At 42.3% G+C, this 23,864-nt stretch carries 40 protein-coding genes; 33 read left to right on the top strand and 7 right to left on the bottom strand.

Annotation, left to right across the window (positions count from 1 at the left end; all coding sequences use genetic code 11):
- Positions 1-107 precede the first annotated feature (107 nt).
- From B5P39_RS22255 to B5P39_RS24570, 3 genes are all read right to left on the bottom strand, one after another.
- Positions 108-302: a hypothetical protein gene (locus B5P39_RS22255; RefSeq protein ID WP_088212956.1), complete on the bottom strand. Its 195-nt coding sequence runs from the start codon at positions 300-302 to the stop codon at positions 108-110.
- Positions 303-468: 166 nt separating this feature from the next.
- The gene (locus B5P39_RS22250) at positions 469-786 is read right to left on the bottom strand and encodes a LuxR C-terminal-related transcriptional regulator (protein ID WP_176400020.1); all 318 of its coding nucleotides are present in this window, start codon (positions 784-786) and stop codon (positions 469-471) included.
- Between the two features lie 102 nt (positions 787-888).
- Entirely contained in the window at positions 889-1,104 is a 216-nt protein-coding gene (locus B5P39_RS24570; RefSeq protein WP_140418345.1) for a hypothetical protein, read from the bottom strand.
- A 549-nt stretch (positions 1,105-1,653) separates the two neighbouring features.
- On the opposite strand from B5P39_RS24570, the gene B5P39_RS22245 reads away from it, so the two are divergent.
- A complete protein-coding gene (locus tag B5P39_RS22245; protein ID WP_088212954.1) occupies positions 1,654-2,406 on the top strand; it encodes a hypothetical protein in 753 nt (250 codons plus the stop codon).
- Positions 2,407-3,023: 617 nt separating this feature from the next.
- On the opposite strand, the gene B5P39_RS22240 is transcribed toward B5P39_RS22245, so the two are convergent.
- The gene (locus B5P39_RS22240) at positions 3,024-3,701 is read right to left on the bottom strand and encodes a DNA adenine methylase (protein ID WP_088212953.1); all 678 of its coding nucleotides are present in this window, start codon (positions 3,699-3,701) and stop codon (positions 3,024-3,026) included.
- A 209-nt stretch (positions 3,702-3,910) separates the two neighbouring features.
- Between B5P39_RS22240 and B5P39_RS22235 the strand changes: the two genes are divergently transcribed.
- From B5P39_RS22235 to B5P39_RS22095, 30 genes are all read left to right on the top strand, one after another.
- Positions 3,911-4,318, top strand: a complete 408-nt coding sequence (locus tag B5P39_RS22235; protein ID WP_088212952.1) for a hypothetical protein — start codon at positions 3,911-3,913, stop codon at positions 4,316-4,318.
- Positions 4,319-4,433: 115 nt separating this feature from the next.
- On the top strand, positions 4,434-5,216 hold the full coding sequence (locus B5P39_RS22230) for a ParA family protein (protein WP_047533125.1): 783 nt from the start codon (positions 4,434-4,436) through the stop codon (positions 5,214-5,216).
- Positions 5,206-5,613, top strand: a complete 408-nt coding sequence (locus B5P39_RS22225) for a hypothetical protein (RefSeq protein WP_088212951.1) — start codon at positions 5,206-5,208, stop codon at positions 5,611-5,613. Before B5P39_RS22230 ends, B5P39_RS22225 begins: the two co-directional genes overlap by 11 nt.
- A gap of 484 nt (positions 5,614-6,097) precedes the next feature.
- Positions 6,098-7,042 carry a DNA-binding protein gene (locus B5P39_RS22220; RefSeq protein ID WP_088212950.1) on the top strand — a complete coding sequence of 315 codons (945 nt, stop codon included), beginning with the start codon at positions 6,098-6,100 and terminating at the stop codon, positions 7,040-7,042.
- A 175-nt stretch (positions 7,043-7,217) separates the two neighbouring features.
- Positions 7,218-7,616 carry a hypothetical protein gene (locus B5P39_RS22215; RefSeq protein WP_088212949.1) on the top strand — a complete coding sequence of 133 codons (399 nt, stop codon included), beginning with the start codon at positions 7,218-7,220 and terminating at the stop codon, positions 7,614-7,616.
- 121 nt (positions 7,617-7,737) lie between these two features.
- Positions 7,738-7,977, top strand: a complete 240-nt coding sequence (locus tag B5P39_RS22210; RefSeq protein WP_088212948.1) for a hypothetical protein — start codon at positions 7,738-7,740, stop codon at positions 7,975-7,977.
- Positions 7,978-8,090: 113 nt separating this feature from the next.
- The gene (locus B5P39_RS22205) at positions 8,091-8,639 is read left to right on the top strand and encodes a hypothetical protein (protein WP_088212947.1); all 549 of its coding nucleotides are present in this window, start codon (positions 8,091-8,093) and stop codon (positions 8,637-8,639) included.
- 432 nt (positions 8,640-9,071) lie between these two features.
- Complete coding sequence (locus B5P39_RS22200) at positions 9,072-9,737, top strand: tyrosine-type recombinase/integrase (RefSeq protein WP_088212946.1); 666 nt, start codon at positions 9,072-9,074, stop codon at positions 9,735-9,737.
- 69 nt (positions 9,738-9,806) lie between these two features.
- Positions 9,807-9,995, top strand: a complete 189-nt coding sequence (locus B5P39_RS22195; protein WP_041413370.1) for a hypothetical protein — start codon at positions 9,807-9,809, stop codon at positions 9,993-9,995.
- Positions 9,996-10,073: 78 nt separating this feature from the next.
- Positions 10,074-10,343, top strand: a complete 270-nt coding sequence (locus tag B5P39_RS22190) for a DUF4160 domain-containing protein (protein WP_088212945.1) — start codon at positions 10,074-10,076, stop codon at positions 10,341-10,343.
- A gap of 11 nt (positions 10,344-10,354) precedes the next feature.
- Entirely contained in the window at positions 10,355-10,597 is a 243-nt protein-coding gene (locus B5P39_RS22185) for a DUF2442 domain-containing protein (protein ID WP_088212944.1), read from the top strand.
- A gap of 35 nt (positions 10,598-10,632) precedes the next feature.
- The gene (locus B5P39_RS24790; RefSeq protein WP_176400019.1) at positions 10,633-10,797 is read left to right on the top strand and encodes a hypothetical protein; all 165 of its coding nucleotides are present in this window, start codon (positions 10,633-10,635) and stop codon (positions 10,795-10,797) included.
- A 25-nt stretch (positions 10,798-10,822) separates the two neighbouring features.
- A complete protein-coding gene (locus tag B5P39_RS22180) occupies positions 10,823-11,011 on the top strand; it encodes a hypothetical protein (RefSeq protein ID WP_088212943.1) in 189 nt (62 codons plus the stop codon).
- Positions 11,012-11,033: 22 nt separating this feature from the next.
- Entirely contained in the window at positions 11,034-11,234 is a 201-nt protein-coding gene (locus B5P39_RS22175) for a hypothetical protein (protein ID WP_088212942.1), read from the top strand.
- A 205-nt stretch (positions 11,235-11,439) separates the two neighbouring features.
- The gene (locus tag B5P39_RS22165) at positions 11,440-11,730 is read left to right on the top strand and encodes a hypothetical protein (RefSeq protein ID WP_014611686.1); all 291 of its coding nucleotides are present in this window, start codon (positions 11,440-11,442) and stop codon (positions 11,728-11,730) included.
- 10 nt (positions 11,731-11,740) lie between these two features.
- Entirely contained in the window at positions 11,741-12,073 is a 333-nt protein-coding gene (locus B5P39_RS24565; RefSeq protein ID WP_014611687.1) for a hypothetical protein, read from the top strand.
- A 157-nt stretch (positions 12,074-12,230) separates the two neighbouring features.
- Complete coding sequence (locus B5P39_RS22160; protein ID WP_254915841.1) at positions 12,231-12,875, top strand: recombinase family protein; 645 nt, start codon at positions 12,231-12,233, stop codon at positions 12,873-12,875.
- Positions 12,875-13,093 carry a hypothetical protein gene (locus tag B5P39_RS22155; protein ID WP_088212939.1) on the top strand — a complete coding sequence of 73 codons (219 nt, stop codon included), beginning with the start codon at positions 12,875-12,877 and terminating at the stop codon, positions 13,091-13,093. The genes B5P39_RS22160 and B5P39_RS22155 overlap by 1 nt, the downstream gene beginning before the upstream one ends.
- A 333-nt stretch (positions 13,094-13,426) precedes the next feature.
- Positions 13,427-13,810, top strand: a complete 384-nt coding sequence (locus B5P39_RS22150; protein WP_088212938.1) for a hypothetical protein — start codon at positions 13,427-13,429, stop codon at positions 13,808-13,810.
- On the top strand, positions 13,810-14,082 hold the full coding sequence (locus tag B5P39_RS22145; protein ID WP_088212937.1) for a hypothetical protein: 273 nt from the start codon (positions 13,810-13,812) through the stop codon (positions 14,080-14,082). Before B5P39_RS22150 ends, B5P39_RS22145 begins: the two co-directional genes overlap by 1 nt.
- Before the next feature lie 114 nt (positions 14,083-14,196).
- Complete coding sequence (locus tag B5P39_RS22140; RefSeq protein WP_088212936.1) at positions 14,197-14,526, top strand: hypothetical protein; 330 nt, start codon at positions 14,197-14,199, stop codon at positions 14,524-14,526.
- A gap of 170 nt (positions 14,527-14,696) precedes the next feature.
- Positions 14,697-15,356 (top strand): DUF3560 domain-containing protein, encoded by a 660-nt coding sequence (locus tag B5P39_RS22135; protein WP_088212935.1) that lies wholly within the window; start codon positions 14,697-14,699, stop codon positions 15,354-15,356.
- A 104-nt stretch (positions 15,357-15,460) separates the two neighbouring features.
- The gene (locus B5P39_RS22130) at positions 15,461-15,811 is read left to right on the top strand and encodes a hypothetical protein (RefSeq protein ID WP_088212934.1); all 351 of its coding nucleotides are present in this window, start codon (positions 15,461-15,463) and stop codon (positions 15,809-15,811) included.
- A gap of 351 nt (positions 15,812-16,162) precedes the next feature.
- Complete coding sequence (locus B5P39_RS22125) at positions 16,163-16,651, top strand: hypothetical protein (protein ID WP_088212933.1); 489 nt, start codon at positions 16,163-16,165, stop codon at positions 16,649-16,651.
- Positions 16,652-16,746: 95 nt separating this feature from the next.
- Positions 16,747-17,058, top strand: a complete 312-nt coding sequence (locus B5P39_RS22120) for a type II toxin-antitoxin system RelE/ParE family toxin (protein ID WP_047533067.1) — start codon at positions 16,747-16,749, stop codon at positions 17,056-17,058.
- Positions 17,055-17,363, top strand: a complete 309-nt coding sequence (locus B5P39_RS22115; protein ID WP_088212932.1) for a helix-turn-helix domain-containing protein — start codon at positions 17,055-17,057, stop codon at positions 17,361-17,363. The genes B5P39_RS22120 and B5P39_RS22115 overlap by 4 nt, the downstream gene beginning before the upstream one ends.
- 104 nt (positions 17,364-17,467) lie before the next feature.
- The gene (radC, locus tag B5P39_RS22110; RefSeq protein WP_088212931.1) at positions 17,468-17,914 is read left to right on the top strand and encodes a RadC family protein; all 447 of its coding nucleotides are present in this window, start codon (positions 17,468-17,470) and stop codon (positions 17,912-17,914) included.
- Positions 17,915-17,989: 75 nt separating this feature from the next.
- A complete protein-coding gene (locus B5P39_RS22105) occupies positions 17,990-18,325 on the top strand; it encodes a hypothetical protein (RefSeq protein WP_088212930.1) in 336 nt (111 codons plus the stop codon).
- 11 nt (positions 18,326-18,336) lie between these two features.
- Entirely contained in the window at positions 18,337-18,738 is a 402-nt protein-coding gene (locus B5P39_RS22100; RefSeq protein WP_088212929.1) for a hypothetical protein, read from the top strand.
- 173 nt (positions 18,739-18,911) lie between these two features.
- Positions 18,912-19,181, top strand: a complete 270-nt coding sequence (locus B5P39_RS22095) for a PapB/FocB family fimbrial expression transcriptional regulator (protein ID WP_088212928.1) — start codon at positions 18,912-18,914, stop codon at positions 19,179-19,181.
- Positions 19,182-19,246: 65 nt separating this feature from the next.
- Here the strand turns inward: B5P39_RS22095 and B5P39_RS22090 are convergent, their stop codons facing one another.
- Genes B5P39_RS22090 through B5P39_RS22080 form a run of 3 tightly spaced genes read right to left on the bottom strand, consistent with a single transcriptional unit; the run spans position 19,247 to position 20,821 of the window.
- A complete protein-coding gene (locus tag B5P39_RS22090) occupies positions 19,247-19,696 on the bottom strand; it encodes a conjugal transfer protein TraM (RefSeq protein WP_088212927.1) in 450 nt (149 codons plus the stop codon).
- The gene (locus tag B5P39_RS22085; RefSeq protein WP_088212926.1) at positions 19,693-20,415 is read right to left on the bottom strand and encodes a nucleotide-binding protein; all 723 of its coding nucleotides are present in this window, start codon (positions 20,413-20,415) and stop codon (positions 19,693-19,695) included. The genes B5P39_RS22090 and B5P39_RS22085 overlap by 4 nt, the downstream gene beginning before the upstream one ends.
- Positions 20,416-20,446: 31 nt before the next feature.
- Positions 20,447-20,821, bottom strand: a complete 375-nt coding sequence (locus B5P39_RS22080; RefSeq protein ID WP_088212925.1) for a TraK family protein — start codon at positions 20,819-20,821, stop codon at positions 20,447-20,449.
- Positions 20,822-21,286: 465 nt separating this feature from the next.
- Here B5P39_RS22080 and traJ point away from each other — a divergent pair, with 465 nt between their 5' ends.
- Positions 21,287-21,676: a conjugal transfer transcriptional regulator TraJ gene (gene traJ / locus B5P39_RS22075; RefSeq protein ID WP_088212924.1), complete on the top strand. Its 390-nt coding sequence runs from the start codon at positions 21,287-21,289 to the stop codon at positions 21,674-21,676.
- Complete coding sequence (gene traI / locus B5P39_RS22070) at positions 21,673-23,832, top strand: TraI/MobA(P) family conjugative relaxase (protein ID WP_088212923.1); 2,160 nt, start codon at positions 21,673-21,675, stop codon at positions 23,830-23,832. The genes traJ and traI overlap by 4 nt, the downstream gene beginning before the upstream one ends.
- Positions 23,833-23,864 lie beyond the last annotated feature (32 nt).

The raw sequence follows: 23,864 nt of genomic DNA, 5'->3' as shown, positions 1-23,864 counted from the left end.
TTTATGGCTCAAATTGTTAAAGAGCGTGACTAAAATTCGGGGTGTAAAAATCCCTACGCAGAGCACATGATTTTTTAGGATTTAGTGGGTAGTCAGCCCACGTCCTATTAGGATTTAAGCGGGAGCTTATCTAAGTGAGAATTAACAATTCTTTCTACAATCTGCGCCTTTGTCTCTTTTCCACCACCATCAAGACGTAATTCTTGGATTTTCCTATTACTACGACTTGAAAGAGTTACTGTTATTTTTACTGAGGAAAAACCCTCGTCAGAGGCTTCCTGAGCGTGGTTCTGCTTAGGCATCTATTGCACGCCTCATTTATCTTTTCTTAATCACTCTCAAAGGTACAAACTGAAAAAAATGTGTGCCTTATGAGCCTTTTATGTTGCAGATGTATTTTGTGTAAAAAAAACATAAAAGTATGTCACCCTGTAAGGTTACAGGGCGACTTAGTGCTAATTCGGGGAGCTAGGAGAGTAGCGGGAATTGATAATTGAAAGCAGACGCAAGCGTAAAACTGTGGAAACGGCTATGAAAAATCAATCGCAAATCAGTTGAAGATTCAGTATTTAGTTTTACTTTACAACGATTTATATATGTCTTAACTGTATTGCTATTAGCATTCATTAGGGTTGAAACATCAGTGGTATGCACTCCGCAAGCAAACCAATATAAAGCCTCCGTTTCTTTTAAAGACAGTTCGGGAAACAATTTTTCTAAGATGTCTAAGACACTTTTAGGGGGAGTTTGCTTGAAATATGTAATTAGATCTTTAGTATGTGGCATAGCCATACATCCTTCTACTTAGGCTGTGATGGTTAGCTATGTTGAAGTGCGGGAACACTTCAACATAGCGTTATTTTATTTGTTAAGTTGTTGTATCTAATGTTAATAATATTTTTCGATTAAATCTTCTCCATACTTCCCATTGTCAGCTGTTAAGCCTGCAATGAGCAGAATTACTTCTTTTCTTTTATCTTTTGATCTCCATCTATGCCGAAGCGTTGACTCTGATATTTCTAGTTTGCTGCAAAGATCACCAACACTGAGGTTGGTTACATCATTGATGAATGTTTTTAGTTTTACCTGTTTCATTTTCGGCAATAGTTGTCGTTTTTTGTCATGGTAGAGTTTTTATTAGACAACTTCAAATGTTTTTCTAGGGAATTAATATAATCCCCTCCCTCTGTGACGTACCATTAAGTGATTTTTTGACCTAAAAAATTTGAAAAACAAGTAAGACTTAGATAGACTAAGGGTAGTTCTTGAGGTGAGAGTGCAGCACATAGCTTGCTATCACCACATTAACGTTTGTTATGTGGTGTACGTTTACACCAAGAATTAGAGTGTGCTGAGACTGACCTCTTGGCGTGAAGCATTCGACAAGAAAGCCGCCTTATCCGAATGGGGCGGCTTTTTTGTGCTCGAAATTCAGTAAATTAAGATCATTGATCTTTGCGATCGTTTCCATTACATTAGATCCATCGTTTGGATTAGTCACCCAAACACCTACAACATTCGGAACCTATAAAATGCCATTTATTTTTTTTGGCTGCCATTTGCAGCGCCTAATTCATAGACACATACGACCACTTTGCTTAAGTCATGCTTTGATCATTCGATCACCGCTTAACTGCATTGCTGGCATGTGTCATGCAAAAATCTAAAGCAGATAAAGCCCGCATCAAGCGCCAAAAGTTGCGTTCAGCAAAACGCGAAGCGGCGTTACACGTTAAAACGCACAAAACGGCGGTTGGCTCCAATGCTTACAAAGCAAGTCTTGAAGGCTTTAAGGCCAAAGGCGCTCGCTTACCTCGTTATTTTAACGAGGTGATTAATAACGCCCGTAAGCTGATTTACAGCCGCAAGCTTGAAGTGGACGAAGGGGGCATATCCAGAGCTATGTCAGAACGGACTAAGCGCAAGCTGTTTGAAATCGTTGTAACAATGATTACTACGTGTGATCTCCTGACTGGCCAAGTGGGGATGGCCAAGAACTTTGGTTTTGATACAACTAGCCACGATGCACTGATGTTAGCTCATGCAAAACGTTGGGGTGAAGCTATCCCGAGTTCTACTTGGTATCGATACATCGATATACTGAAAAAGCTAGGAGTTTTCACTGTGCAAGAAGTTAAAATCGCAGTCGAAGATAACAGCGAAGCCGGCGAGGAAAAAACTATTCGTTCAGTGGCAGCTTACAAGTGGCTTTCTTCACGATTTTTACAAGCCATAGGTGCCTACTCTGACACGATAAGAGCGCAGATCAAACAAGCATATCAAAGAGCGATTTCTAAGGGATTGTCATTCACTTGGCGAGTATACAAACGCCAGCTGCCGACACAGCAGCGGTTTACCCCTGATCTGTTTTTCTCGCAAAGCCACCCGTTACCCAAAACGCATTAAGCGCCATTTTAACGCACCGTCTAGTTTGACGGTGCCCTACCCTGCCTGAATGAAAATACACACCAAATTAGAGGCGTTTCAGCGCCTAATCACAGCCTTAACGAGCTGATTATCGCCGCCTTACTACTGAAATAATCAACGTTTACGATCTAATTATGCTGGCCTGTGAATAACTCATGTATATCAAGATTAAAATGGGAGTAAGAAAAAGGAGTATAAAGTGAGAGTCCAAAAGCTTTTTTCTTTTCAAGTAAAGATTATGTATTAATAAAAGATAAATTATTAAAAGGCATAAAGAACGGTGGATAAATCCACCTAAATAATGCCTCGCCATTTCCTAGCTAACGCTAGGGGCGAGCTTTAAGAGCGCCGCTGAACATTTCTTTTGTCATCCGACCGTTACGCTACAAACACGCTGAAAACCCGCTAAAAAGCAAAAGCGCCTCGCAGGGTGAATTTGCAAGCATGATGCCAAAGAGTGTTATTTAGAGGCTAATAAACTATGTGATGTTTGGAAGTTAAAAACCATTACACCATGAAAAGAAGATCATGGGGCAATGCGTTTAGAATTGAATTAATGGTTAAACCATACAATGGCAAAACAGGCATACATTGGCCTATTCACTATGAGATAAAATTTCAAGCAGTGCAGATAAAAGTGCTTGGCGCTCACCAATCGGTAGCGCTTCAAATTTCTTAGCCCATCTTGCCGCTTTTCTCTTGATGCGTTGTCTATCGGTAAAGTTTTTTCCCGCAAACGTATGATAGTGAGTTTGGCCGGGCTCAAAGTTACACCAAATTGTTTCCGTTCTGACGCCACCGCGACTCATTGCCTGAAAATCCACACTCCACCAATCAGATAGTGCGTCATCATACATTTTGTTTCTATAGCCCGAGAGTAAGATTAGACAAGGCAGATCAACTATCAGATTCAGCAATTCCCGGTGCTGTTCGTCAGTTAGTTCGTACTCATATCGGGCGGTGCTGGTTCGGGTTTCATGCAGATATGGCGGGTCTAAATATAAAACTGTGCGGCCATTACTTTCATAATCAAAAGTACGCAAAAACTGAAACGCACAACACTGATAGAGTTCTGCTGCAGCATAGCCAAATCCGTCTATACAGGACTTGTTAAGATCAAGCCCAATATCCCGAAGCGCCGGGGCTTTCCTTTTCATCACAGCGCCTGTACCTAAAAATCCTTCAATGTAAGTGTCGTGAGGTGGAAGCAGATTTATTATTGCTTGGTAAACCCCACTACCATTTTTGCCGCCGAGGTAATTATCCATGTCCATTGCACAAGCCCATTAAAAATTTGGCACCATCATAGATAGAACTGTCTATGTGATCAACGTGGCCAACATAGTCAATTTCGTCTATGCGCGGCAGTGTTGCGATAGCCTGTAGTCGTTTGCGAATAAAAATTATACAAAACTGTTGCATGTATAACATTGATGTTATACATTGATATTGTAAGGTGATTTCAATTATTTGTGAGGGATTTATGTTTACGAATGGGAATGCCAAGTTTTTATTTCTGGTTTTACTGTCGGTTGGAATATTTGGGGAATTTTGGGAATGGATGGATGAGTGGGCTTCGCATGAAGCCCCTTATCGATATGCTGCTGCGTTTTATCATTTCACATTTCAAGAATTGCTCAGGGTGTTCCCTTTAATTAAGAATGCTGTTGCTGGTTCAGGGATTACACCCTTTCAAAACTTAAATTGGGTTTTAGGGATAATCTTGATGCTGGTTGCTATAGGGGGGAGTATCAAAGGGGGGGTTATTGCCCATAGATATTTGGTCGATAAACAAGTTCACAAAAAAGTGTACTACGGGTATCTAGCCCCATTTGCCCTTAGCTGCGTTCTTTTCATGGGTAGTATCGCTACATCATGGCTTTTTGCGTAACTCAATGTTTCTTTTAAAAATAAAAAATATACATTTATGTATATCTTTAATGTTATACACATGGTAATCTAGCTTTAGTTTAGTGTATATCTTTAATGTTCTACATGGTGGATTTATGACTAGAATAGTTATGGTTGGGAATCGCAAGGGCGGTGTTACAAAAACGACTACTGTTGTTAACTTGAGCTATGAGTTAGCTAATAGAGGTAAAAAAGTGTTGGTCATTGATTTTGACGGTCAAGCCAACGCTACCGAGTATTTTACCAATGGGGATGAAGAATTTTACATTGGTGATGCTTTACTCAATCGAAAATTTGATATTACCACTGCGATATATCCAGCAATCATCGATGGAGAAAAACAGGCTAACTTACATATCATTCCCGGCAGAAGCGGGGACGTTATGACTAAGTTAGATATGGATATGATCTCACTGCCACGCCGGGAAGAACGTTTGATAGCTCACTTAGCCGCAGTGAAGCATTTATATGACTACATTCTTATCGATACTAACCCGGGAACGTCTGTACTAGGGTTGAATGCGATTATGGCAGCTGATGAATTTATTATCCCTACCTCATATAGAGAAAAATCTATCCAAGGTATTGAAATGTTTTTGGCGCATATTGAAGAAGTTAAATTTATCGATGAATCCGAAATTCGCTTTACTATTTTACGTACTTGTCTGCGCCGAGCTTCTAAACGTGAGCTGGCCTATGGTGACTCTAGAATTGGCTTAACGTGGAACGGCAGAGTTGCGGACACCATAATTTGGGACAAAGTGGTTTTCGGTGATGCTGAACTTGCTAACCTTCCTGTTTCTAAATTTGCCCCTAGTGACGCTGGGGCGGCGTATTACAAAGATTTTGCCAAGGAGTTTGATAGCTATGAACAGTAATTTAGAGCGGATTGCCGAGTTAAAAGCTAAAGCTAAATTGTCTCCACAAGAGAAAGGAGAGTTGGCCGCGCTAGAACGCGCTGAACGTAAGTTGGCTGCTGCAAGCAATAAAGAGCCTCAGAAAGCAAGGGCAAACACATTCGGGACGGTGGCTACAACAAAGATCACTCCAAAACCAATTCGGTTCCTCGAAACGGAGTTGACAGCTTTGGCTACTCGAAGCGATACGCTAAAGGCAAATTGTGCAGATCTTATTATCGACCAGCTGGGCAGTCTGCGGGAGGTTAACACTACAAAGTTGATTAGAGCGGGTCTGGTTCTGTTGATGGAAGCGGGGGATGAAGAAGTTATTCGCGCAATTAAAGACGTTCAGATGAAGATGGTTCAAGGGAATTAATTTAATGTATAACATTGTTGTTATACATTGCTAGGATGGTTAGCGCGGTATCTCACCACCGCACTAACCTGTAACACACTTAAAACTTTCGAGGTAAAAAATATGTCACAGCACGACTATACATTAGTTGCTAATACTCGTCTAATCGATTTACCAGCCTTGCCTGTTGGACTGGTTGAGCAGTGGTTATCGCTTAAAGATGAATGGACACAGAAACAGTTCCGGCGGTTCTTAAGATAATCTCATATAGCAGTGTATAGCTTTGATGTTATACGCTGCGCTTTCTTCCTTATCTTTCTTAGCAAAACTAGCCCCCAGTTCAGGGGGCGGCGGCTCAGACGCTGTTCACCGTGGAATCCAAGCCGTTAACTATCACATTATCAGTAAAACCTTACCATTTCATTTGATTTATCCCTTTATTGTATTTATGTAATAATGTAATGTATTACATGATTACATTACATTATTACATTAAGGGTTAAGTATGGTTGATAAATCAGAAAAGATTACACAAGAGTTAGTGTTCGACTTAGCTGATCGCTTAACCGCTCAGGGGGTTGAACCAACAAATCTACGTATACGCGAATTAAACGGAAATAGAGGGAGTCTGACTTCGATCACTCCATTGTTAAAGGCTTGGCGAGAACAGCGTACCTCACAGGCGATTGAATCCTTACCTGATATGCCTACTGATCGCCTTTTAGGGCTTTTACAGCCTGTTTGGGCTGAATTGGCGCGAGAAGCGCAAGCGTTGTTTAAGGCTGAACAAACAGCCTTTGATGATGCGAAGAAAAGGCACGATGCCGAGGTGACAGGCTATATCGATGAAATTGACCGCCAGAGTAATGAAATAGAGAGTGTGAATCTAACGCTTAGTCGTTTCATTGAAGAAAACCAAGATCTTAAGCAGCAATTGGCGGCATTATCTGAACGTGAGCGGCAACAAGTGACACAAATTTCAAGCTTGGAGCGCGATATTCAGTTGTTGAAGTCGGCGGCTGATGAAAGTAACCGGGTCAATGCAACTCTGAACGCTGAACTCGCAGCGGCAAAAGTAGAGCTGACCTTGGCTAAAGAGTCCTTAACTTTGGCTAAAGAAGCAGAACAAGAAAAAGCCGTTGACTTGCGTGTTGCTGAAAATCAACTTAATGGCTTAAAAGAGCAGTTGGGGTTTGCCAATCAGCAGATTACGGATCTAAAACGGTCACTTGAGTTAAGCGCACAGGCCAGCACTGAACTCGAACAAAAAAATGCCGTGCTAACTAATACAGTCAATAACGCCGAGCGTAACTTAGCTGAATTAAAAGTGTCATTGCTTAACGCCAGTGAGCAATTAGCCCAGGCGAATAGTCGTGCCGACATTGCCGAGGGTAAGCTGAGTGCGTTTACCTTAAATGCAGCTCAACAAAAGCATGGTAAATCAAAGTAAGAAAGAGCGGTGTATATCATTAATGATATACATAAAGGCGCTAGGGCTGACCTAGCTCGTTTAAGTCGGGGCTTTTGTGGTGGCTCTTTTAAATTGGTGTAAGTCTTTATGAGCTACGTGTTTTGGCCGTGGCTCGTTTGGGTATGCTTAAATAAGCTATGAAAGGGGATTTTGTATGTATTACAGCTCGCGGCCTCCAAAAAAGTCCACAGCAAGATTAGCTTGGGATTTTTATGTTCAGATGTTCAATCGGTGCCCTGAATCTGTTTCGTATACTCCTAACTATGAACACCAGATAAAGGGCTGGATTTGTGAACATTTAATTAATGATATTCAAATAAAGCATATGAACTATGGGGGGAGTAGTAATTATGTTTTTTACTCAAGCAGTCATCTTATCGCTAATAAAGAACATATTGAATCTATAGAGTATTGTGAGCCAAAACCAATAGAGCATGTTGTTGAAAAAATCCCTAGTGATGATGAAATCAATCTATTTAATGAGTTAAATAGTCAGCTTTTAGACCGTATAAAACAGCTCTATCAGCAAGGGGTTTACACTATCAGGATCTGAAATCAATTGGTCAGGCTCAATCAATTCGCTTGCAGAGCGCTTTACTCTGCTAATCGAGGACAATACGCCAGAGCTAGCAGAAAATGAATGGCTAGCGTTTTATTGCAGCCAAAACGGCTATATGCCACATCCTGATCCAAAAGTTGAGGCAGACACGCTGCCGTGGCACATTAGCGAGGGCTATCAATATGATTCCCAGATTACGGAATTTCTCGGCTCAAAAGAAGCTGCGATTAACTTAATCGAGCGCGTTAAAAGCTGGAGCACATCACAGCGCCTAGCTGTAATCTATAAAGCTCGTGCATACTGGCGGCAACAACCAGTAGATCTCGATGCTAGTGATGAAATAGATGATGAATAGAGCTGTATGAGCGCCCAGAGAGGGCGCTTTTATTTTGTGGTGTTTGGCACGATCCGTTTATAGTGCCTTGTTATGCGAATGTGCCGCTGAGGTATGGCGAAAAGAGGATTTCATTGGACTGGATTAAGGCTCAAAAACTCACCCCTAATGAGTTTGCTAAATATGCATTGGCCGCACTAACAAAATTCGGACGAAAGGGTACTTATAGTGAACTTGCTGCGCTGATTTACCGTAGTGAGTCTACTATTATGACTTGGTGTGCGCCAAACTCTGAAAATCCGCTTCCACTCCATGCCCGGCATCATATTTGGCTTGCCATATCAGCTTTGCAAACGACAAAGCCAAAGCACCGCAGACCGTGGACGCAAAAAGACGATGATTATCTAAAAGAACATTATCACAAATCTACCAGTGTCGAACTAGCAGCGGCTTTGGGACGAAGCTATTCAGCTGTGGCATCGAGAGTTACAGAGCTTGGTATAAAATCTCACTTGCAGATTAACGATGATTTGTTGTCCAAACTTAACAATTTATCGCTTTCAAACGCGCAAATTTCTAAGATCACTGGCTTGCCACGTCAAACAATTTATAACCAGCGCAAAAAACATCAAATCACTGGCTATTTATCTGACCGGGGACGCCCGAAAAGTAAGCTACGCTAGCTTTCTGTGGAAGCTGGCCGAACAATGAGTAATACAAAACGTATCATACAATTCATCGGTGACACTCAAATAACCAGAAATAGGGTCGATTTAACACCATTTAGTGTTAAATCAAATTTCATTTAACACCAAATGGTGTTAAATGGCCTAAATCGCATTGTAAGTGATAAATCGTTTAGAGAAGGAAATTAGCCATTATTAGTATCATTTGATACAAATGATTGGTTTTATGCTCTTGCGTTTCAATATGTTAGGTTTTTTGATGTGGTTTTGCTATGTATCAAATGATATTTAGAGTGGTAAGCAAAAGACTCTCTTGCTGGTAAGTATATTGCTTTCCGTGAATCCCTTGCGTTATGCCGTGTTACACTGATTAGGCAGTGAATTAATTGCATTGTCTGCATACTCCAGTAACCAGAGGATATACAGACAATGAGTAAAGCTGACGCACTCACACCTGCAGAAATAAACCGAGTCCTAAATACATGCCAAATCATGCAGCATAGCGAAGGTAAACGCTGTGCTTTGGTACTATCTCACGCAGCCATGCGCGTGACTGAGATCGCTCTACTTAGAACGGAACACATCCTTTTTGCCAATGGCAAAATCAAAGAAGAAATCCACCTACCAGCCAGCATTTGTAAGATGTTGAAGCCAAGAACTGTTTGGCTTACAAACAAGACATCGAGGGAGATTATTCAGCAATGGATTGATCACCGCTTAGTAAAAAAGTGGGGGGTATCTGGCCGCGCTGACTTCCAAGGATTAATTCCAGAGTCACGGTTTCTGTATACAGTTCGTGGTGCTCCATATTCGCTCCAGCCTAAGCCTAGAAAACTCGACTCAGGAGAGATACGGGAGTATTGGGCTTGTGATGCACTAGAGCAAGCTATGAGGGAGATCTACAAAAAGTGCGGTTTACCTTTAGCATCTTCACACTCTGGCCGTAAATCGCTTTGTACGAATGCTGTAGTAAAAGGCGTTCCGATTGAAACCGTGTCGCGAATACTCGGCCACGCTAGCCCTGAAACTACTATCGACTATGTTGTTATTCAACCAAGGCGGGTAGAAGAAATGTGCGGGATTGATTGGGTTTAACTTGTTGTCATTTATGAGCGAATAGCGCACACTATAAAGTTGTTAGTTTCGTAAAATTTTGAGGAATTTATGGCGGAATCCGCAGATAAAGAGGCTTTTTCGGCATACTGCCGCGCTCAAGTTGGGCTTGATGCAAAAGAGGTGGCTGATCTCGCCAAAGTGCCGCGGCGCACGTTCTACGACTGGTGGGCAACTCGACGTACTGCCGTTGAATTGATCGTAGATGGAATTAAACATCGCAATAGCAAAAATGTGTGAATATCGCACATTATTTGTTGACTTGTGAGCGGTATTCGCTCATAATTATCTTAAGCTTAAAATTTAAGGATTGCACCAATGCCAACAATTTCAATGTTCTACGGAATTATCGTTTATATGTATTGCTTTGATAATAAGCGTCATAAACAGGCTCATATTCATGCAACATTCGCTGAGTTTAAGGTATCGGTAGCTATCCCAAGTGGTGATGTTTTGGAAGGAAATTTCCCTGCCAAAAAATTGAAATTGTTACAGGCATGGATAGCCATTCACGAAGATGAACTAATGGCCGATTGGTCACTGGCGATTGACGGTGAGAAGCCATATCAAATCGACCCTTTACGGTAGTAGGAGGCGTTATGTTAACAGTTAACAGCGTGAGGTATGCAGGGGCTTTTAAATTACACGTAAGCCTCTCTAACGGTGATTCAGGTCTGTTCGATGTTAGCGGTTATACCAATAAAGGTTTTTTTAAAGAGCTAGCCAATGAAGAATATTTGAAACAAGTATCGGTTGATAGCTCGGGCATGGGGATTCGTTGGCCGAATGAGCAGGATTTTAGCGCGGATACCCTCGAAGCTGAGTTAATCAAAGCAAACTAAACGGAAAGTAGGCACACTAGGCTCAGGAGTAAATTATGCGCACATTCACTGATATAAGCTCAAGAACTAACTGGCGCGTTATCGAAGCTGACGGCCATGCAGAAAGCGTAACGCGAAACGGCGCAGCACATTACCTGCGTGTCGGGCGTAAGCTAGGACGCAAGTGGCAGCGAACTAACAACGGTTGGACTCTACTGTAGACGGCGGAAAATAGAGGTTATCAGGATGGCTAGACGACTAAGTTACGATATGACTGTACGCAAAGACGGTGACATTTGGACTATTTGGGGTTTAGGTGTTGAACGTGACGGTAAAGTTTTCTGCCACCTCGCATCTCAGACCAGATTTAGAAAGCAAAGAAACGGTGAAGTCCCAATCCAACAGAATGATTGGGTTAAAGGCACTAAAGATTAATCAACTTGAACGGAAACTTTGTATGGCTAATCCTGAGTGGGTATCTGATTGCTTTGGTATCGTCCCGCACTTCCGTGGTCGCTGGGTCGTTGTATACGGCGATAATGATTTGTGGGCTTATAACGGCATTTATCGCAACCGTAGGCGTGCCAAAAAAGAGATCACCCATTACATCAACAAAGGCTTGTTCAGAATGCGCCGCGGCGCACAGGCCAAAAAATAACGGAAAGTCTATATGAGTCAAAATTTGGCTGTCGTGCTAATTATCGTCATTGTCTTGGTTAGTGCTTGCATAGGCGGTTGGATTCTATTTATTAGTGATAGTGAGTATAAGTATTGGCATTTTTGTTTGTTCGCGGGATTGTCACTGATTGCTATCAAATGTCTACCGATTAAGAAGCACACTAAAAGTTAACGGAAACTAATTTATGTCACGCCCATTACTTGATGACGCTGTATTAAAGTTGATTGACGCAAAACTCGTGCTTAATGGACACGTTACCAGCCAAGATATTTACCGTCATTTGGGGCTAGGTCGTCAAAAAGTGAGTAAAGTCTTTCAAGACTATTTGGCCGCGAATCCAGACTCAATGATCTACGTGCCAGCTAAGAAAAAATACATCGCCACCGATTCTTTTAAGCCCTGTTTCATTGGTGATGTCAAAGCTGGTGAATTTGTAGATGCTTTGATCACTGTGTTTGGAACATTTAATAAATAACGGACAATTTATGCACAACAATATATTAGTTCCAGATTACAGTTTGCCTCCATCAGGTTATAAACCTTTGTATTTATACGATGAAATGGATTTGATTAACTACCTTGTATCCCAGCAAATCAGTCCAGAATTTCGCTCTGATGTAATTGATCAGCTGATTCAAAAAAAGGGCATTTTGACTCGACACTATGTTTTTTTTCTGCAAGAACAAACCAGACAATCAATATGTCCAACTGCTCCTTACGGTTATTTCGATGACCAATATAATTATATTCCATATGTATGCACTTTTAGTGTGGGTACACCGCAAACATATGACAGAGAACCGGAATGGACTTGGTAAAGGAAAAGCAGATAAATGTCGAAGTCAGAGCGAAAGATGGTAGTAAAAAAGTGATTTGGAGAGTACACCCTGATGATGTTGATTTTACCGATAGCGCGAGCGAACCTGTAATCAGTTTTATGATTGTAACGTTACCTGCCCCAAGTGAGCCCTCTAATTGAAGGTTGCCAGAATTTACATGCGTGTGAGCGCCGATGATCAAGATCTACAGCGTCAAGAGCGCCTTATCTCCGATGCAAAGGCGGCGGGGTACTATGTGGCCGGGGTTTATAGAGAAAAAGCCTCGGGCGCTCGCTCAGACCGTCCAGAGCTGCTACGCATGATCGCAGATTTGCAGCCGGACGATGTGGTAATTGCTGAAAAACTCGACCGGATTAGTCGTTTGCCGCTGCTCGATGCTGAAAAGCTGATCCAGAGCATTAAAGATAAGGGAGCCAAGCTGTCTATCCCGGGGCTAGTTGATCTGTCCGAGCTGGTTGATGATGCGAGTGGGGTTGCCCGGATTGTTTTAGATTCAATCCAAAGCCTGTTGCTGCGCTTGTCGCTTCAAGCGGCGCGGGATGATTACGAACTGAGGCGGGAACGTCAAGCGGAAGGCATTGAACAGGCCAAAATGAAAGGTCTTTATGAAGGCCGAAAACCGAATAAGCAATTGCATCATTTTATCGTTGCGTTGCGTAGCGCGGGTGACTCAATTTCACTCACGGCCACGAAAGCCGGTTGCAGTGAAGCTACTGTAAAACGTGTCTGGAAAGAGCATGTGAAAACGCTTAAAAGTCTTGATACAAAGGAACTGGATTAATGGTTTTTATCGATCAAAAAACGTTTAGTGAGTTAGATTGGCATTGGATTCGTAAGTTTAGAGCAAGTAAGTGTATCGATACGTTGGACATTCAAGCGTCTGGCGCTGAAAGGAAAGTTTCTGAAAATTTAAGTCTCTCATATCAAGAACGTTCGGCTAATCTGTCATCGATTAACACTGCATATTGTTTCCGAGAATTAGAGCTGCAAGGATTCTAAAAAGGGCGATACCCGCGCTTCTCCGGGTTCGCTAACCGCTCATCCCCTTCGGGGACTAAAGCCCTACATATCGCTATCGCAAAAGCCGCAAAAGAACACAGTCTCGCTCAGAGCTAGGCAAGTGTGACTAAGCGGCGCTCGTTTCTTTCGGTGTCATGTTTGCCCCAGGATTATCCCTATCGTTTATCGCTTCCGTTTGATCTGTCGCTGACCACAACCCGCCCGGCAAGGGTTCGCTGCGCCGCTTCGCGCCCTTGTCAGTCAGAACGATGGTAAGCGGCCAGAACGTCAGGCGAAAACGAAGATGATAATCCCAAACGGAGCAAACCAGCCATGACACACTCAATCACTACTCTTGCAAGTCTCACTAAGCCTATCGCTGAACAAGCCAGCAAAGAAGCTAAAAGCAGGCTCTCCAAAGACGATATTCAAAAGAACACCATAAAAGAAGCTGTGCCTGTATACGACTTCCGCAATGCCATTGATAGCCTGTTTGATATGGTTAACGTCCATTATCACGCTTGCGTGGGAAGTGGGGAAATAGCGGACTTTTTAGCGCGTTTGAAACGCAATCATACAAGGCTTTTAGGGTTGACATGCAGAAGGGCTAAACCCTATGACTTTGAGCAATATGAGCGCGCTTTAGCAGCTGCTGAGGCATGTTATCCCAAGGCAGAGGCGCGACTAGCTCAAGCCAAAGCAAAGGAGGCTAAATAATGTCTCAGAACCAATATTGGCAGTTATTAGATAACACCTTGACGTTTATCAATATAGGCACTTATGCCTCTGTTGATGAAGCTATTGCATGTGGGGCGGCGTATGTATCTGGTGATATTACCGCACTTGAAAGCTATACAGATGGAAATGTAACGGCTTTTTTAGATCTGAAAGATGCGTTAAGTGTTTATTCAAAATGCCTTGGGCACAGTGATATTAAGGCTTTTTTACGTACATCTATGGGGTATATCTGCATCGATGATCTTGATTAATTTTGTTTTATATCAACTGGATATGTTAGGTTAAATATTTACACCGCCCCAAAAGGGCGGTATAATCTTTTTGTCGGTCGGGAATAGTCCATGACCCTAAACGGAGATTAGTCCATGTTTACAGCAAATCAAGAAAGCGAAGCGGCCAAGGTTCAAAGAGTAATGGCTTGGCTGGGTGATATTTATGTCACTAATGGCGTGAATGCGTTAACACAATCGCACTCTGACAAATTGGCGCTCACAGAATTATTTTATCGCCATGCTGCGGGTGATTGGGGGGATATGGCAGAGGCCGATAAAAAATTAAATGACGATATGCTTGTTAAGGGTGGCCGAGTGCTTTCAACGTGGAGTCTTAGGGCTCAAAAGATTTTTATCATTACCGAGCCAGATAGAACCCGCACCACTGCAATGTTGCTAAATGATTATTTATATGGTCATTAAGGCTTAATCGTTCAAGAAAGCGCACTCAATGAGTGCGTTTTTTCTTTGTTTTTATGTAGAACATTAAAGATATACATATTTATTGATAAGGTGTTTACATCGCCCCAGCGGGGCGGTATAATCTCTTTGTCGGTCGGGAATAGTCCATGACCCCAAACGGAGATTGATCCATGAACTCATACCATAAATTTGCCCCTAACGTCTTTGCTGCAAAATGTCGCGAAAAACACCAAAAAGGTGATGTTATTCCAGTTTGTTCTAAGCACGGCACAGAAAGGGATCATATTGTTTTTAACTTTTTGGGCAGCAGTGTTAACGGCGAATTTCATTATTATTCGATAGTTCGGTCAGATGGTTATAACGCACAGGAACACGCCAAGGCCAAGGCCGCAAAATATGGTGATTGGGCAAATAAGGCGGCAGTTAAAAGTGATGCGTGTGTTAGTGCCGCTATGGAAGGGCATGAGTTTTTATCGCTCGGTGAGCCTATCAAAGTCGGGCATCACAGCGAAAGTCGTCACCGTGCGCTAATTGCTCGAAATCATGCCCGTATGGATAAGAGCATAGAGTTACAAAATAAAGCGGAATCTCACGCATCCAAAGCGGCGTATTGGGCGAGTAGAACGGACGTTATAAACCTATCGATGCCTGAAAGTCTTGAATATTTCGAGCATTTACTAGAAGTCGCACAGGATAAACACGCTGGCCTTAAGTCGGGTAAATATCCAAAGCGTCACTCTTATTCGCTGCAATATGCCAAGAAAGAAGTTAACGAATGTAAGAAAAAATTAGCGTTGGCCGTTAGGTTATGGGGCGAACAAGAAGAATAAAATAATTGAAACCAGCTTGCGTCACGGTTTAGATTACTAATCTTCAATAAGAACGGGAGCCGCGCTGCGGCTCTCTTTCATTCAACATACTAAGAGATTGGCTTATGAGTGAGTCTGTATTGCCGTTAACTATCGCTGATTATGCGCCGTTGCCCTGTGTCCGTCCTAAATTTGAACCGGGTTACGTGCCCCCCAGGGCGGCAGAGGTAAAACAGCTTAGGCTGCTAATGGGGTACTCTCAGGCGCAGCTGGGCGTATTGCTTGGTAAGGCTATTTCACAAAAAGGCTGTGACAAGGTTTATAAGTGGGAATTGTCTGAAACGAGCAAATATCATAAGCCCATTGAGTATTTAGCATGGCGTCAAATGCTTTACTGTGCTGGGCTGGCGTCCATTCAAGATGACATTGCTATTGCGGCCAAATATAAAGAGATCCTAAACGCACAGAACTTGTAGCCCCCCAAGGGGGAACCCGCTCTATTTCACACGCTCACAGGTTCGCTAGTGAAACTAAGCCCTCACAAGTTCGGTCTTAGCCCATTCGGGTAACGATCAGGGCTAGTTAAGCAAAAATCAAAGGCTTTCACTGTTAATTGCCAAGTGCCTCTACGTTGTGACGTTTTTTGCGTCATGGCTTCCCGTTGCTTCACATCTACGCACTCGCTAGTCGTTCACTTTTGCTTAGTCACAACCTGAATCGCAAGGGTTCGCTGCGCCGCTTCGCGCCCTTGCCATTCAGAACGATGCCACGCTGCAAGTACGACAGGCGATAGCGAAGATGATAACGAAACAACAGGAGAAAGCGCCATGACACATTCAACTTACCCAACTACAGGCACTAAGCAGTTACCAGCGACCAGCGTATCACCGCTGGGGCACTCAGGCTCCAACAAAAATGATATTCCCGCCGAAATTATGGCTCTCTCAAAATATCAAGGCTTGAGTCGTATGATTGCTGACACCAAAGCGAATATTAGTAACTTGCGTAATACCTTAAGCAAGCAACACTATCACGCAAATTATTTAGCCCAATGCAATGAAAGCTTAAAAAGCTATGAGCAGGAACTGATCAAGCTTGAACTCGCTAGTGAGGTGGCCGAGCAATTGAAACCTAAGCGAGTGCCTATATCACAAGAAGATTTTAACAAAGTTGCCGAGGTTGCCGCCAGAGAAGGGCAGTTAAAACGGCGGGACGGTGAGTTTGGAGCTGAGTTTGCAATTTTTCTAAACGGTCACTTGATGATGATTAGTCAAGTTAACAGCGAAGATGAGCGCGAATTTTTTAAATATATCTAGTTTCATTAAAGGGAAATGTTAGCTTATAGGTTAACATTTCCCTTTGTGCTAATTCTATCCAGTGTTATACTGCTTGCAGTAACAGGGAGTTTTTAATGTTTGAATTGATTTTTCATCCAGAGGCCGAAGCAGAGATCTTAGCATTGGCTAGTAACGTGCAGGGTAAGGCACTTCGGGCACTGGCAAAGCTAGAAGCAGAGGGGCACCAACTGCGCTATCCAGACACGGCACCAATAAGGGATGGCTTGTTCGAGTTAAGGGCAGGGGGTAAGGACATTACCCGCACCTTTTTTGCGTTTAGCAAAGGGAAACAAATCTATATTTTACGGACGTTTGTTAAGAAAACCGCTAAAACGCCACCGTCAGAAATTAAACTGGCATTATCAAGATTGGAGCAATTGCTATGACCACTAAAGTAAAAGGTGTTTCATTTGCCGATGTGAAAGCTAAAGCATTCAGAAATCCAGAAGTGCTTGAGGCGTACTTGGCAGAACAACGCAAAGATGAATTAAAGGCGCTTTTGGCTCAACTGCGTAAATCTGCTGGGATCAATAGCGCACAAGTAGCGGCCAAAATGGGCGTGACCCCTGCCACTGTATCTAAGCTAGAAAATCGCGCTGATAGAGCGAGCCTTGAGACATTAGAACGCTATGCCGCTGCCTGTGGCGCGAGCCTTCAAATCAGTATTCAGCAATCACCTATCAATGTATAACAGTAAAGATATACATTAAAATAATTCTTTACACCGCCCCGATGGGGCGGTATAATCTCTTTGTCGGTCGGGAATAGTCCATGACCCTAAACGGAGATTAGTCCATGTTTTCTGTTGAAGAACAACGCATTTTGGCTCAAGCCGCTGAGATTATCCGCTCTAAACTTATTTATACCCCTGTTTTTACTAATCCTGACTTAGCGCGGGAGTTTTTACAAAATCAATTGGTTGCTCGCGAGCATGAAGTTTTTGCAATGTTGCTGCTGGATAGTCAGCATCGTTTAATTCAATTTGTGGAGCTGTTTCGCGGCACGATTGATTCCGCCAGTGTTTATCCTCGGGAAGTAGTTAAAATCGTGTTGCAGTATAACGCTGCTGCGGTCATTTTCGCCCATAATCACCCGTCTGGCATATCCGAGCCAAGCCAAAGCGATAGACGTATCACAGGGCGGTTAACTCAAGCGTTAACGACAATTGATGTGGCTACATTGGATCATTTTGTTGTTGGGCGTGATTCTGTTACCTCGTTTGCCGAACGTGGCTGGCTCTAAATGACATTGGCCGCGTTGCGGCCTTATTTGTTCCGTGGGCTGCAATGCAGCCCTAAACAACCAAAGAGAAATTTTATGGAAACTACAACTCAATATTGCAATTCTGTGCCGCTAACAGTCGATGCGTTTAAAAATCGCCCATGCTCATTGCCAGCTTGTCATCCTGACTATGTGCAGCCAACCCCCGAAGAAGTTGCCGCGCTGCGTGTACTACTAGGGTTTTCGCGTGAAAAACTGAGTCTTTTTGGTAATGTGAAACTGTCTAACAAAGGTAGTGGGGCGGTTCGCAAGTGGGAGTCGCCTTTAAATTCTACAGAGAACCGCCCTGTTAACTATGGCGTTTGGCGCATGATGCTTTATGCGGCTGGGGTGGCTTCTATCGATGATGATTTAAGAGCGTTGGATTTATAGAGGGCTAGGTTATGCGTTTTTTTGACGAATTGAAACAAGTGATGTTAGAAGGGAATGACCCTGAAACTATCGTTATTGCTACCGATGACTTTTGCTGTACCCGTCGCAGCAACAGAGCGAGCTTTGCATTTGAAAATGTGTTTGGCGCTTATCGTTACCCTGTATCGCTTAATTTCTTGCCGTCAGGGGCGGTTAATGTCGTTGTTGGTGGTGGGCGCTCTCGGTGTCATGCGAATGATATTTTTATCATCGAGGACGATTCGGCTAATGATAATCCGACACTTGAACATTTGAAATTTTTGGTTGTGGCCGGAGGGCTTAACTTCAATGTTTCGGCTAGTGTTCACTCGCAGCTAAAAGAGCATCCAGAGTTTAAACAGCAAAAAAGCATGGTAGAGTATCAAAATATTTAGCAATTATCCCCCCTTAACAGGGGATGGATGTGTTAATTTAGTTTGGCGTTATCCCCCTTAACAGGGGATGGTTGTATTAATTTAGTTTGGCGTTATCCCCCCTTAACAGGGGATGGTTGTATTAATTTAGTTTGGCGTTATCCCCTCTTAACAGGGGATATTTGGAGGGGATTTTGGAAGTAGGGCGATTGCTCCAAGGGCAAGTATCTGAAAAGCAATTTCAGTGCTTGCTTCGTTTTACGAAGTTCAATAGTGAGAAAAAGATTGATGCGTTACGAGCTTACTTAGTCTCAGGGTATCATATGGCGTTTGCTTACACGTCTAATGATTTGTCAGCTCAGAAGTTCCATGAAGCCTTAGCGGTGCTAAATGAAAAGTGGTCGATACATCAAGATTTGATCGATGCGACCAATGAATTATCAAGCTGTGGCCAACATAGATAATACTGACTATGCTCGATACTCAAGAGTGGGGGAACCCTGCCGTTAGAGGGTTCCCATTGCAGCTATTACAGCAGAGTGACTAACGCGACAATAACTGAACTAGCCAGTGCAAATATTGATGCAATCATGCTGAATTTGGCTAACTGCATTCCCTTTGCGCTTTCATTCGATAGAATCGTTTTAAACTCAATCAGTGAGCCATTAAGTGTTTTAGATAGCTGGTTATTAAAACTATCAATTTGTTCACTGGTTGCGCGTTCTATATTGGCGCGAGAAGCATTTAACGCAGCCGAAATAACCTTTTCAGCCTTATCCTTAGATTCTTCACTCAATTGTTTCATTGAAAGCTGAATTTCTTCCTGAAATGCTTTCAATTGATTTTCTTGTGCCTCAGTTGCTCTTTTAAGCAGCATTTCGTTTATGGTGTATAAAATCAGTATTGGATCGTCACGACCAATACTGATGTTATGGATCTTGGCAATATCTTGAATGACTTTTTCTATATCTTGGCTCATACGATTGACGCCGCAGTGATTAACTTGAATATATCGGTTTTTAGCATTTTTAAACGCTGGCGATTCATAATCGTTAGAGATTCATCGTTAATGGCTTCGTCAAATGTTTGCTTAGCTTTTAGCATATTTTCGAAATCAATTCCAAAAGTTTCTTTTTTTAAACTTGGCAATCTTACTATTGCTGCAACTCGATCTTTGTTAACTGAATACGCTTGCATGTTTTCAAAGTCTTTTCCATTTATCTCAATTGGCCCCCAAAAAGGATTTAACCATACAACAAACGCGCAATTTTCAGGGTATTCCTGAATCAATGAGACAAAGCCGTTTAGCGTGTCAGCGGCGGCTTGACCACCAGTTATAACTGTATGGATTATTACTTCATGGCCTATATCTTGTATTAAGTCGATAATATTGTTTTCTAACAAATAATTTGAAAACGGAATAAAACAACTTGCGCCGTTATCAATTATGATGTCGTGTTCTGAATGATAAATAGTTTCAATTAGTGAATCAAAGCTTCTTGAATCAACTTCACCATTACTTAACAGTTTTATTTGTTTAACATTAAGTGACTTGTAACCTGATAACGATGCATTTACCGGATCTGTATCGATGCATGTAAACTTTTCAGATTGATTTAATTTATACTGCGCGATGAGTGCGGCAATTAAAGATTTTCCAACACCACCCTTACCCTGTAGTACGATATGAATTTTCATTAATACATCCTTAAATTATGGCAGTTGCCTATTAAACTAATTTTGCTAAATCTGGTACAGGATTAAAATTAAATCCCTTTTTCTTTTCTTGAAAGGTTTGCTTTGGCGGCTTTGTAGATAGCGCTGGTTTTGGTTCTTGAGCTTGTGCTGTTGTGGATGACAAGAGTGGGTTCTGCTGTTTTACGTAACGCTTTTGGTAGCGTAAAAATGTGTCGTAATTACACTCTATTTTTTTCACGTCTGTTAGATATATATGGATCAATTTCAAGCTGTAACCTGCATTAATCCCAGCTTGTATTTCGTCTGCCACGGCTAGAAATTGTGCCCATATTATACGTTTCACTTTGGGATTGTGAGCTGCTTCTTTAGCAAGCCATGCCTCCAGCTGTGCAGTATTGTTTTTCATTACTCTCTCATTTTAATGGATCGTCAGGACTGACTACGAGTTGCTGACGTAGCATAGTTTTAAGCCATAAATAGCAAATTTCGATAGTAATTGCAAAAAACTATACTCAATGTCAAATCGATGCCAAAACGATGTTATATCGATGCCAAAGAGATTCTATCACACTGTCAAAACACTTCTAAATCAATGTTTATCAATATTTTAACGCTTTTATATAACTACAACGTCAATGTTAAGCGCTGTTTTGTCAATGTCTCGCCAAAAGTAGTGTATTTACCAAGCTCTTACCTTGGTGTTATAGTGCTCTAAATGCTGGGCAGGATGTGTAAAGTACATGTACCACGGCAAGCCGTGTCCATGACTTTACTTTTCACTTATTCGCACCCCTTCGGGGATGCTCAACGTGTCCTGCTCTGCGAGGCTTACTGACTACCGTCAGTTAAAAAATCAAGAGAATTTAGTGCCATGAATGAACCGACTTCAAAACCCAAAAAAACATCTAGGAAGGGAAGTCAACGCATTACTGTTTATTGCCTCCCAGAAGAAAAAAATTTGATTGAAGAAAACGCAAGGGCAGCGGGTAAAACAGCGTCATCATATTTATTGACCGTGGGGCAGGGATACCAAGTAACCGGGATCGTTGACGCCGAACAAGTGCGCGAAATGGCAAAAATTAGCGGCGACCTTGGCCGCTTGGGGGGGCTTTTAAAATGGTGGCTAACTGATGATGCTAGAGTGGCAAATTTTACGCCCGAGACTATACGCACTGTGCTTTCAAAAATTGAAGATACACAGATTGAATTAGGTGCTGTTATGTCGAAAGTTATTCGACCACGATTAGAGCAAAATAAATGATTGCGAAGCATGTACCTATTAATTCATTAAAGAAAAGTGACTTTGCAAACCTTGTCAATTATATCACGGATTCACAGGATAAGATTGATAGGGTTGGTCAAATTTCATTTTCAAATTGTCATTCTAATAATTTAGATATGGCAATAAATGAAATTTTAGCCACTCAGCAAATGAATACTCGTACAACTAAAGATAAGACCTATCATTTAATTGTGAGCTTTCGTGCGGGTGAAAATCCGAGTAAAGATATTTTAAATGATGTAGAAAAAACTATCTGTAAAGATTTGGGCTTTGCCGAACACCAGCGAGTAAGTGTTGTGCATTATGATACTGATAACGTACACATGCACATTGCTATTAATAAAATCCATCCTGAAAAACTAACGGCTATTGAGCCTTTTTATCCTTATAAAACATTAGGGAAATCGTGTGCTTTCCTAGAAAAGAAACACGGACTAGAAATTGATAATCACATTGGCCTTAAAATTCCTTCCGCTGGTAGAGCGAGTGATTTAGAGCATCATTCAGGTATTGAAAGTCTTGTGGGATGGATTAAACGAGTTTGTTATGAAGATATAAAGTCCTCTAAAAACTGGGATGAACTTCATAAAGTCATGGCGTTTAATGGGCTGGCTTTGCATAAAAAAGGCAATGGTTTTGTTATTGAGAGTATTGAATCAGGCGTTTTTGTTAAGGCAAGCACAGTTGATAGGGCATTTTCTAAAACAAAATTAGAGGCGAAATTTGGCGAGTTTAAAGAGTCTGATTTTGTCGGTGATAAAAACCGTTCTTATCAGAAAGAACCTAAAAAAACGCGAGTTGATACTAGCGATTTATACGCTCGCTATTTAAAAGAGCAAGCTAATAATAAGAAGCGAAAAACGTCAATGTTAAACGCTTCAAAACGCCGTAAGCAATTTGAAATTGAAATGATTAAACGCTCAGGGAAACTAAAGCGAATAGTGATTTCATTATCAGATAATTATCTAATGAGAAAGGTACTTTATCGTCAAGCGAGTAAGTCATTACAAGATAATATTAAGAAAATAAATCAGAAGTACCAGAATGAGCGGGTCGCGTTAAACAAGAATAATCGCCGTCATACGTGGGCTGACTGGTTAAGGGAACAGGCCGAGGCCGGGAACGTTGAGGCATTGAACGCATTAAGAGCCCGGAAGGGTACGACCTTAAAAGGTAATACCTTCTCAGGCCAAGAGTCACACCATGTAAAGAGCGGCGAGGTAGTCACTAAAGGGGGGGCGGTGAGTTACCAGAAGGGCATCGAGGCGGGAATACGTGATGACGGGCAACAGCTAAAAATAGCTCGAAACATTACAGCTGAGGGCGTTATTGCGGCGCTGAAAATGGCACAGGAGCGATTTGGTAACACGATCACCATTAACGGAACTGATGAATTTAAGACCCTCGCAGTTAAGGCCGCTGTCGTTGGTAATGTGCGGGTTACGTTTTCTGATCCTGAACTTGAAAAATTAAAACATAACTTACTATTAGGAAAGCAAAATGCCGAAATCAAACGAAGAATCATTGCCGATGCCGGACGAGGATTTGATCGCTCTAGCTATGGCGCAGATGGACGAAGAACTGCCAACCGAAACGAATTTAGACCCGGGGATGAGTTTGGTTACAGAGGTCGATCCGAACAAAAGCCAGACCTTGGAGTATTTGGAGCGAGAAGCGGCAGACCGCCTGCCGCCGGATATAACGGCGTGCGCTCAATGTCCAGCATCGATGTGGCAAGCCACCTCAAGCCAAGTGCAGTGTTATTGCCGGGTGATGCACGCAATAACATGGACAAGCACAAAGAAAGACGAAGTGCTGACTCATTGCGATGGAATGTATTTCATTCCAAAATAACGCCTATTCAAATGGCGGCGGCAGAAGCCTATATTTCTGAGCGTTTAGAGAAGCAAAAGCAGGGGATCTCAATACCAGAGCATCGACCGTTAACCCATCCGACTAAAGCGGCTTATCTTGGCGCGAGAAACGTTAACGGAGTCCCGTTGATGCTATTTGCTGAACCAGATGGAGCCGTGGCCGTGCTACCTGTTAGCACGTTGAAGCAATTCAAAGTCGGTGAGTTGTTATCGATTAATAAGGATGGTTTGGTATCGAGGGCGAGGAAGGTTAAGCGTTAGTGAAAGGAAAGCGCCTAAACGGCGCTTTTTTT

The organism is Shewanella sp. Shew256 (genome assembly GCF_002196695.1).
Lineage (GTDB): Bacteria > Pseudomonadota > Gammaproteobacteria > Enterobacterales > Shewanellaceae > Shewanella > Shewanella mangrovisoli.
This window is presented reverse-complemented; position numbering and strand designations above follow the sequence as displayed.

What these genes read in the sequence shown, in the direction of transcription:
- B5P39_RS22255 (WP_088212956.1), bottom strand. Translation starts at nt 302, where the DNA reads ATGCCTAAGCAGAACCACGCTCAGGAAGCCTCTGACGAGGGTTTTTCC.
- B5P39_RS22250 (WP_176400020.1), bottom strand. Translation starts at nt 786, where the DNA reads ATGCCACATACTAAAGATCTAATTACATATTTCAAGCAAACTCCCCCT.
- B5P39_RS22245 (WP_088212954.1), top strand. Translation starts at nt 1,654, where the DNA reads ATGCAAAAATCTAAAGCAGATAAAGCCCGCATCAAGCGCCAAAAGTTG.
- B5P39_RS22240 (WP_088212953.1), bottom strand. Translation starts at nt 3,701, where the DNA reads ATGGACATGGATAATTACCTCGGCGGCAAAAATGGTAGTGGGGTTTAC.
- B5P39_RS22235 (WP_088212952.1), top strand. Translation starts at nt 3,911, where the DNA reads ATGTTTACGAATGGGAATGCCAAGTTTTTATTTCTGGTTTTACTGTCG.
- B5P39_RS22230 (WP_047533125.1), top strand. Translation starts at nt 4,434, where the DNA reads ATGACTAGAATAGTTATGGTTGGGAATCGCAAGGGCGGTGTTACAAAA.
- B5P39_RS22225 (WP_088212951.1), top strand. Translation starts at nt 5,206, where the DNA reads ATGAACAGTAATTTAGAGCGGATTGCCGAGTTAAAAGCTAAAGCTAAA.
- B5P39_RS22220 (WP_088212950.1), top strand. Translation starts at nt 6,098, where the DNA reads ATGGTTGATAAATCAGAAAAGATTACACAAGAGTTAGTGTTCGACTTA.
- B5P39_RS22215 (WP_088212949.1), top strand. Translation starts at nt 7,218, where the DNA reads ATGTATTACAGCTCGCGGCCTCCAAAAAAGTCCACAGCAAGATTAGCT.
- B5P39_RS22210 (WP_088212948.1), top strand. Translation starts at nt 7,738, where the DNA reads ATGCCACATCCTGATCCAAAAGTTGAGGCAGACACGCTGCCGTGGCAC.
- B5P39_RS22200 (WP_088212946.1), top strand. Translation starts at nt 9,072, where the DNA reads ATGAGTAAAGCTGACGCACTCACACCTGCAGAAATAAACCGAGTCCTA.
- B5P39_RS22195 (WP_041413370.1), top strand. Translation starts at nt 9,807, where the DNA reads ATGGCGGAATCCGCAGATAAAGAGGCTTTTTCGGCATACTGCCGCGCT.
- B5P39_RS22190 (WP_088212945.1), top strand. Translation starts at nt 10,074, where the DNA reads ATGCCAACAATTTCAATGTTCTACGGAATTATCGTTTATATGTATTGC.
- B5P39_RS22185 (WP_088212944.1), top strand. Translation starts at nt 10,355, where the DNA reads ATGTTAACAGTTAACAGCGTGAGGTATGCAGGGGCTTTTAAATTACAC.
- B5P39_RS24790 (WP_176400019.1), top strand. Translation starts at nt 10,633, where the DNA reads ATGCGCACATTCACTGATATAAGCTCAAGAACTAACTGGCGCGTTATC.
- B5P39_RS22180 (WP_088212943.1), top strand. Translation starts at nt 10,823, where the DNA reads ATGGCTAGACGACTAAGTTACGATATGACTGTACGCAAAGACGGTGAC.
- B5P39_RS22175 (WP_088212942.1), top strand. Translation starts at nt 11,034, where the DNA reads ATGGCTAATCCTGAGTGGGTATCTGATTGCTTTGGTATCGTCCCGCAC.
- B5P39_RS22165 (WP_014611686.1), top strand. Translation starts at nt 11,440, where the DNA reads ATGTCACGCCCATTACTTGATGACGCTGTATTAAAGTTGATTGACGCA.
- B5P39_RS24565 (WP_014611687.1), top strand. Translation starts at nt 11,741, where the DNA reads ATGCACAACAATATATTAGTTCCAGATTACAGTTTGCCTCCATCAGGT.
- B5P39_RS22155 (WP_088212939.1), top strand. Translation starts at nt 12,875, where the DNA reads ATGGTTTTTATCGATCAAAAAACGTTTAGTGAGTTAGATTGGCATTGG.
- B5P39_RS22150 (WP_088212938.1), top strand. Translation starts at nt 13,427, where the DNA reads ATGACACACTCAATCACTACTCTTGCAAGTCTCACTAAGCCTATCGCT.
- B5P39_RS22145 (WP_088212937.1), top strand. Translation starts at nt 13,810, where the DNA reads ATGTCTCAGAACCAATATTGGCAGTTATTAGATAACACCTTGACGTTT.
- B5P39_RS22140 (WP_088212936.1), top strand. Translation starts at nt 14,197, where the DNA reads ATGTTTACAGCAAATCAAGAAAGCGAAGCGGCCAAGGTTCAAAGAGTA.
- B5P39_RS22135 (WP_088212935.1), top strand. Translation starts at nt 14,697, where the DNA reads ATGAACTCATACCATAAATTTGCCCCTAACGTCTTTGCTGCAAAATGT.
- B5P39_RS22130 (WP_088212934.1), top strand. Translation starts at nt 15,461, where the DNA reads ATGAGTGAGTCTGTATTGCCGTTAACTATCGCTGATTATGCGCCGTTG.
- B5P39_RS22125 (WP_088212933.1), top strand. Translation starts at nt 16,163, where the DNA reads ATGACACATTCAACTTACCCAACTACAGGCACTAAGCAGTTACCAGCG.
- B5P39_RS22120 (WP_047533067.1), top strand. Translation starts at nt 16,747, where the DNA reads ATGTTTGAATTGATTTTTCATCCAGAGGCCGAAGCAGAGATCTTAGCA.
- B5P39_RS22115 (WP_088212932.1), top strand. Translation starts at nt 17,055, where the DNA reads ATGACCACTAAAGTAAAAGGTGTTTCATTTGCCGATGTGAAAGCTAAA.
- radC (WP_088212931.1), top strand. Translation starts at nt 17,468, where the DNA reads ATGTTTTCTGTTGAAGAACAACGCATTTTGGCTCAAGCCGCTGAGATT.
- B5P39_RS22105 (WP_088212930.1), top strand. Translation starts at nt 17,990, where the DNA reads ATGGAAACTACAACTCAATATTGCAATTCTGTGCCGCTAACAGTCGAT.
- B5P39_RS22100 (WP_088212929.1), top strand. Translation starts at nt 18,337, where the DNA reads ATGCGTTTTTTTGACGAATTGAAACAAGTGATGTTAGAAGGGAATGAC.
- B5P39_RS22090 (WP_088212927.1), bottom strand. Translation starts at nt 19,696, where the DNA reads ATGAGCCAAGATATAGAAAAAGTCATTCAAGATATTGCCAAGATCCAT.
- B5P39_RS22085 (WP_088212926.1), bottom strand. Translation starts at nt 20,415, where the DNA reads ATGAAAATTCATATCGTACTACAGGGTAAGGGTGGTGTTGGAAAATCT.
- B5P39_RS22080 (WP_088212925.1), bottom strand. Translation starts at nt 20,821, where the DNA reads ATGAAAAACAATACTGCACAGCTGGAGGCATGGCTTGCTAAAGAAGCA.
- traJ (WP_088212924.1), top strand. Translation starts at nt 21,287, where the DNA reads ATGAATGAACCGACTTCAAAACCCAAAAAAACATCTAGGAAGGGAAGT.
- traI (WP_088212923.1), top strand. Translation starts at nt 21,673, where the DNA reads ATGATTGCGAAGCATGTACCTATTAATTCATTAAAGAAAAGTGACTTT.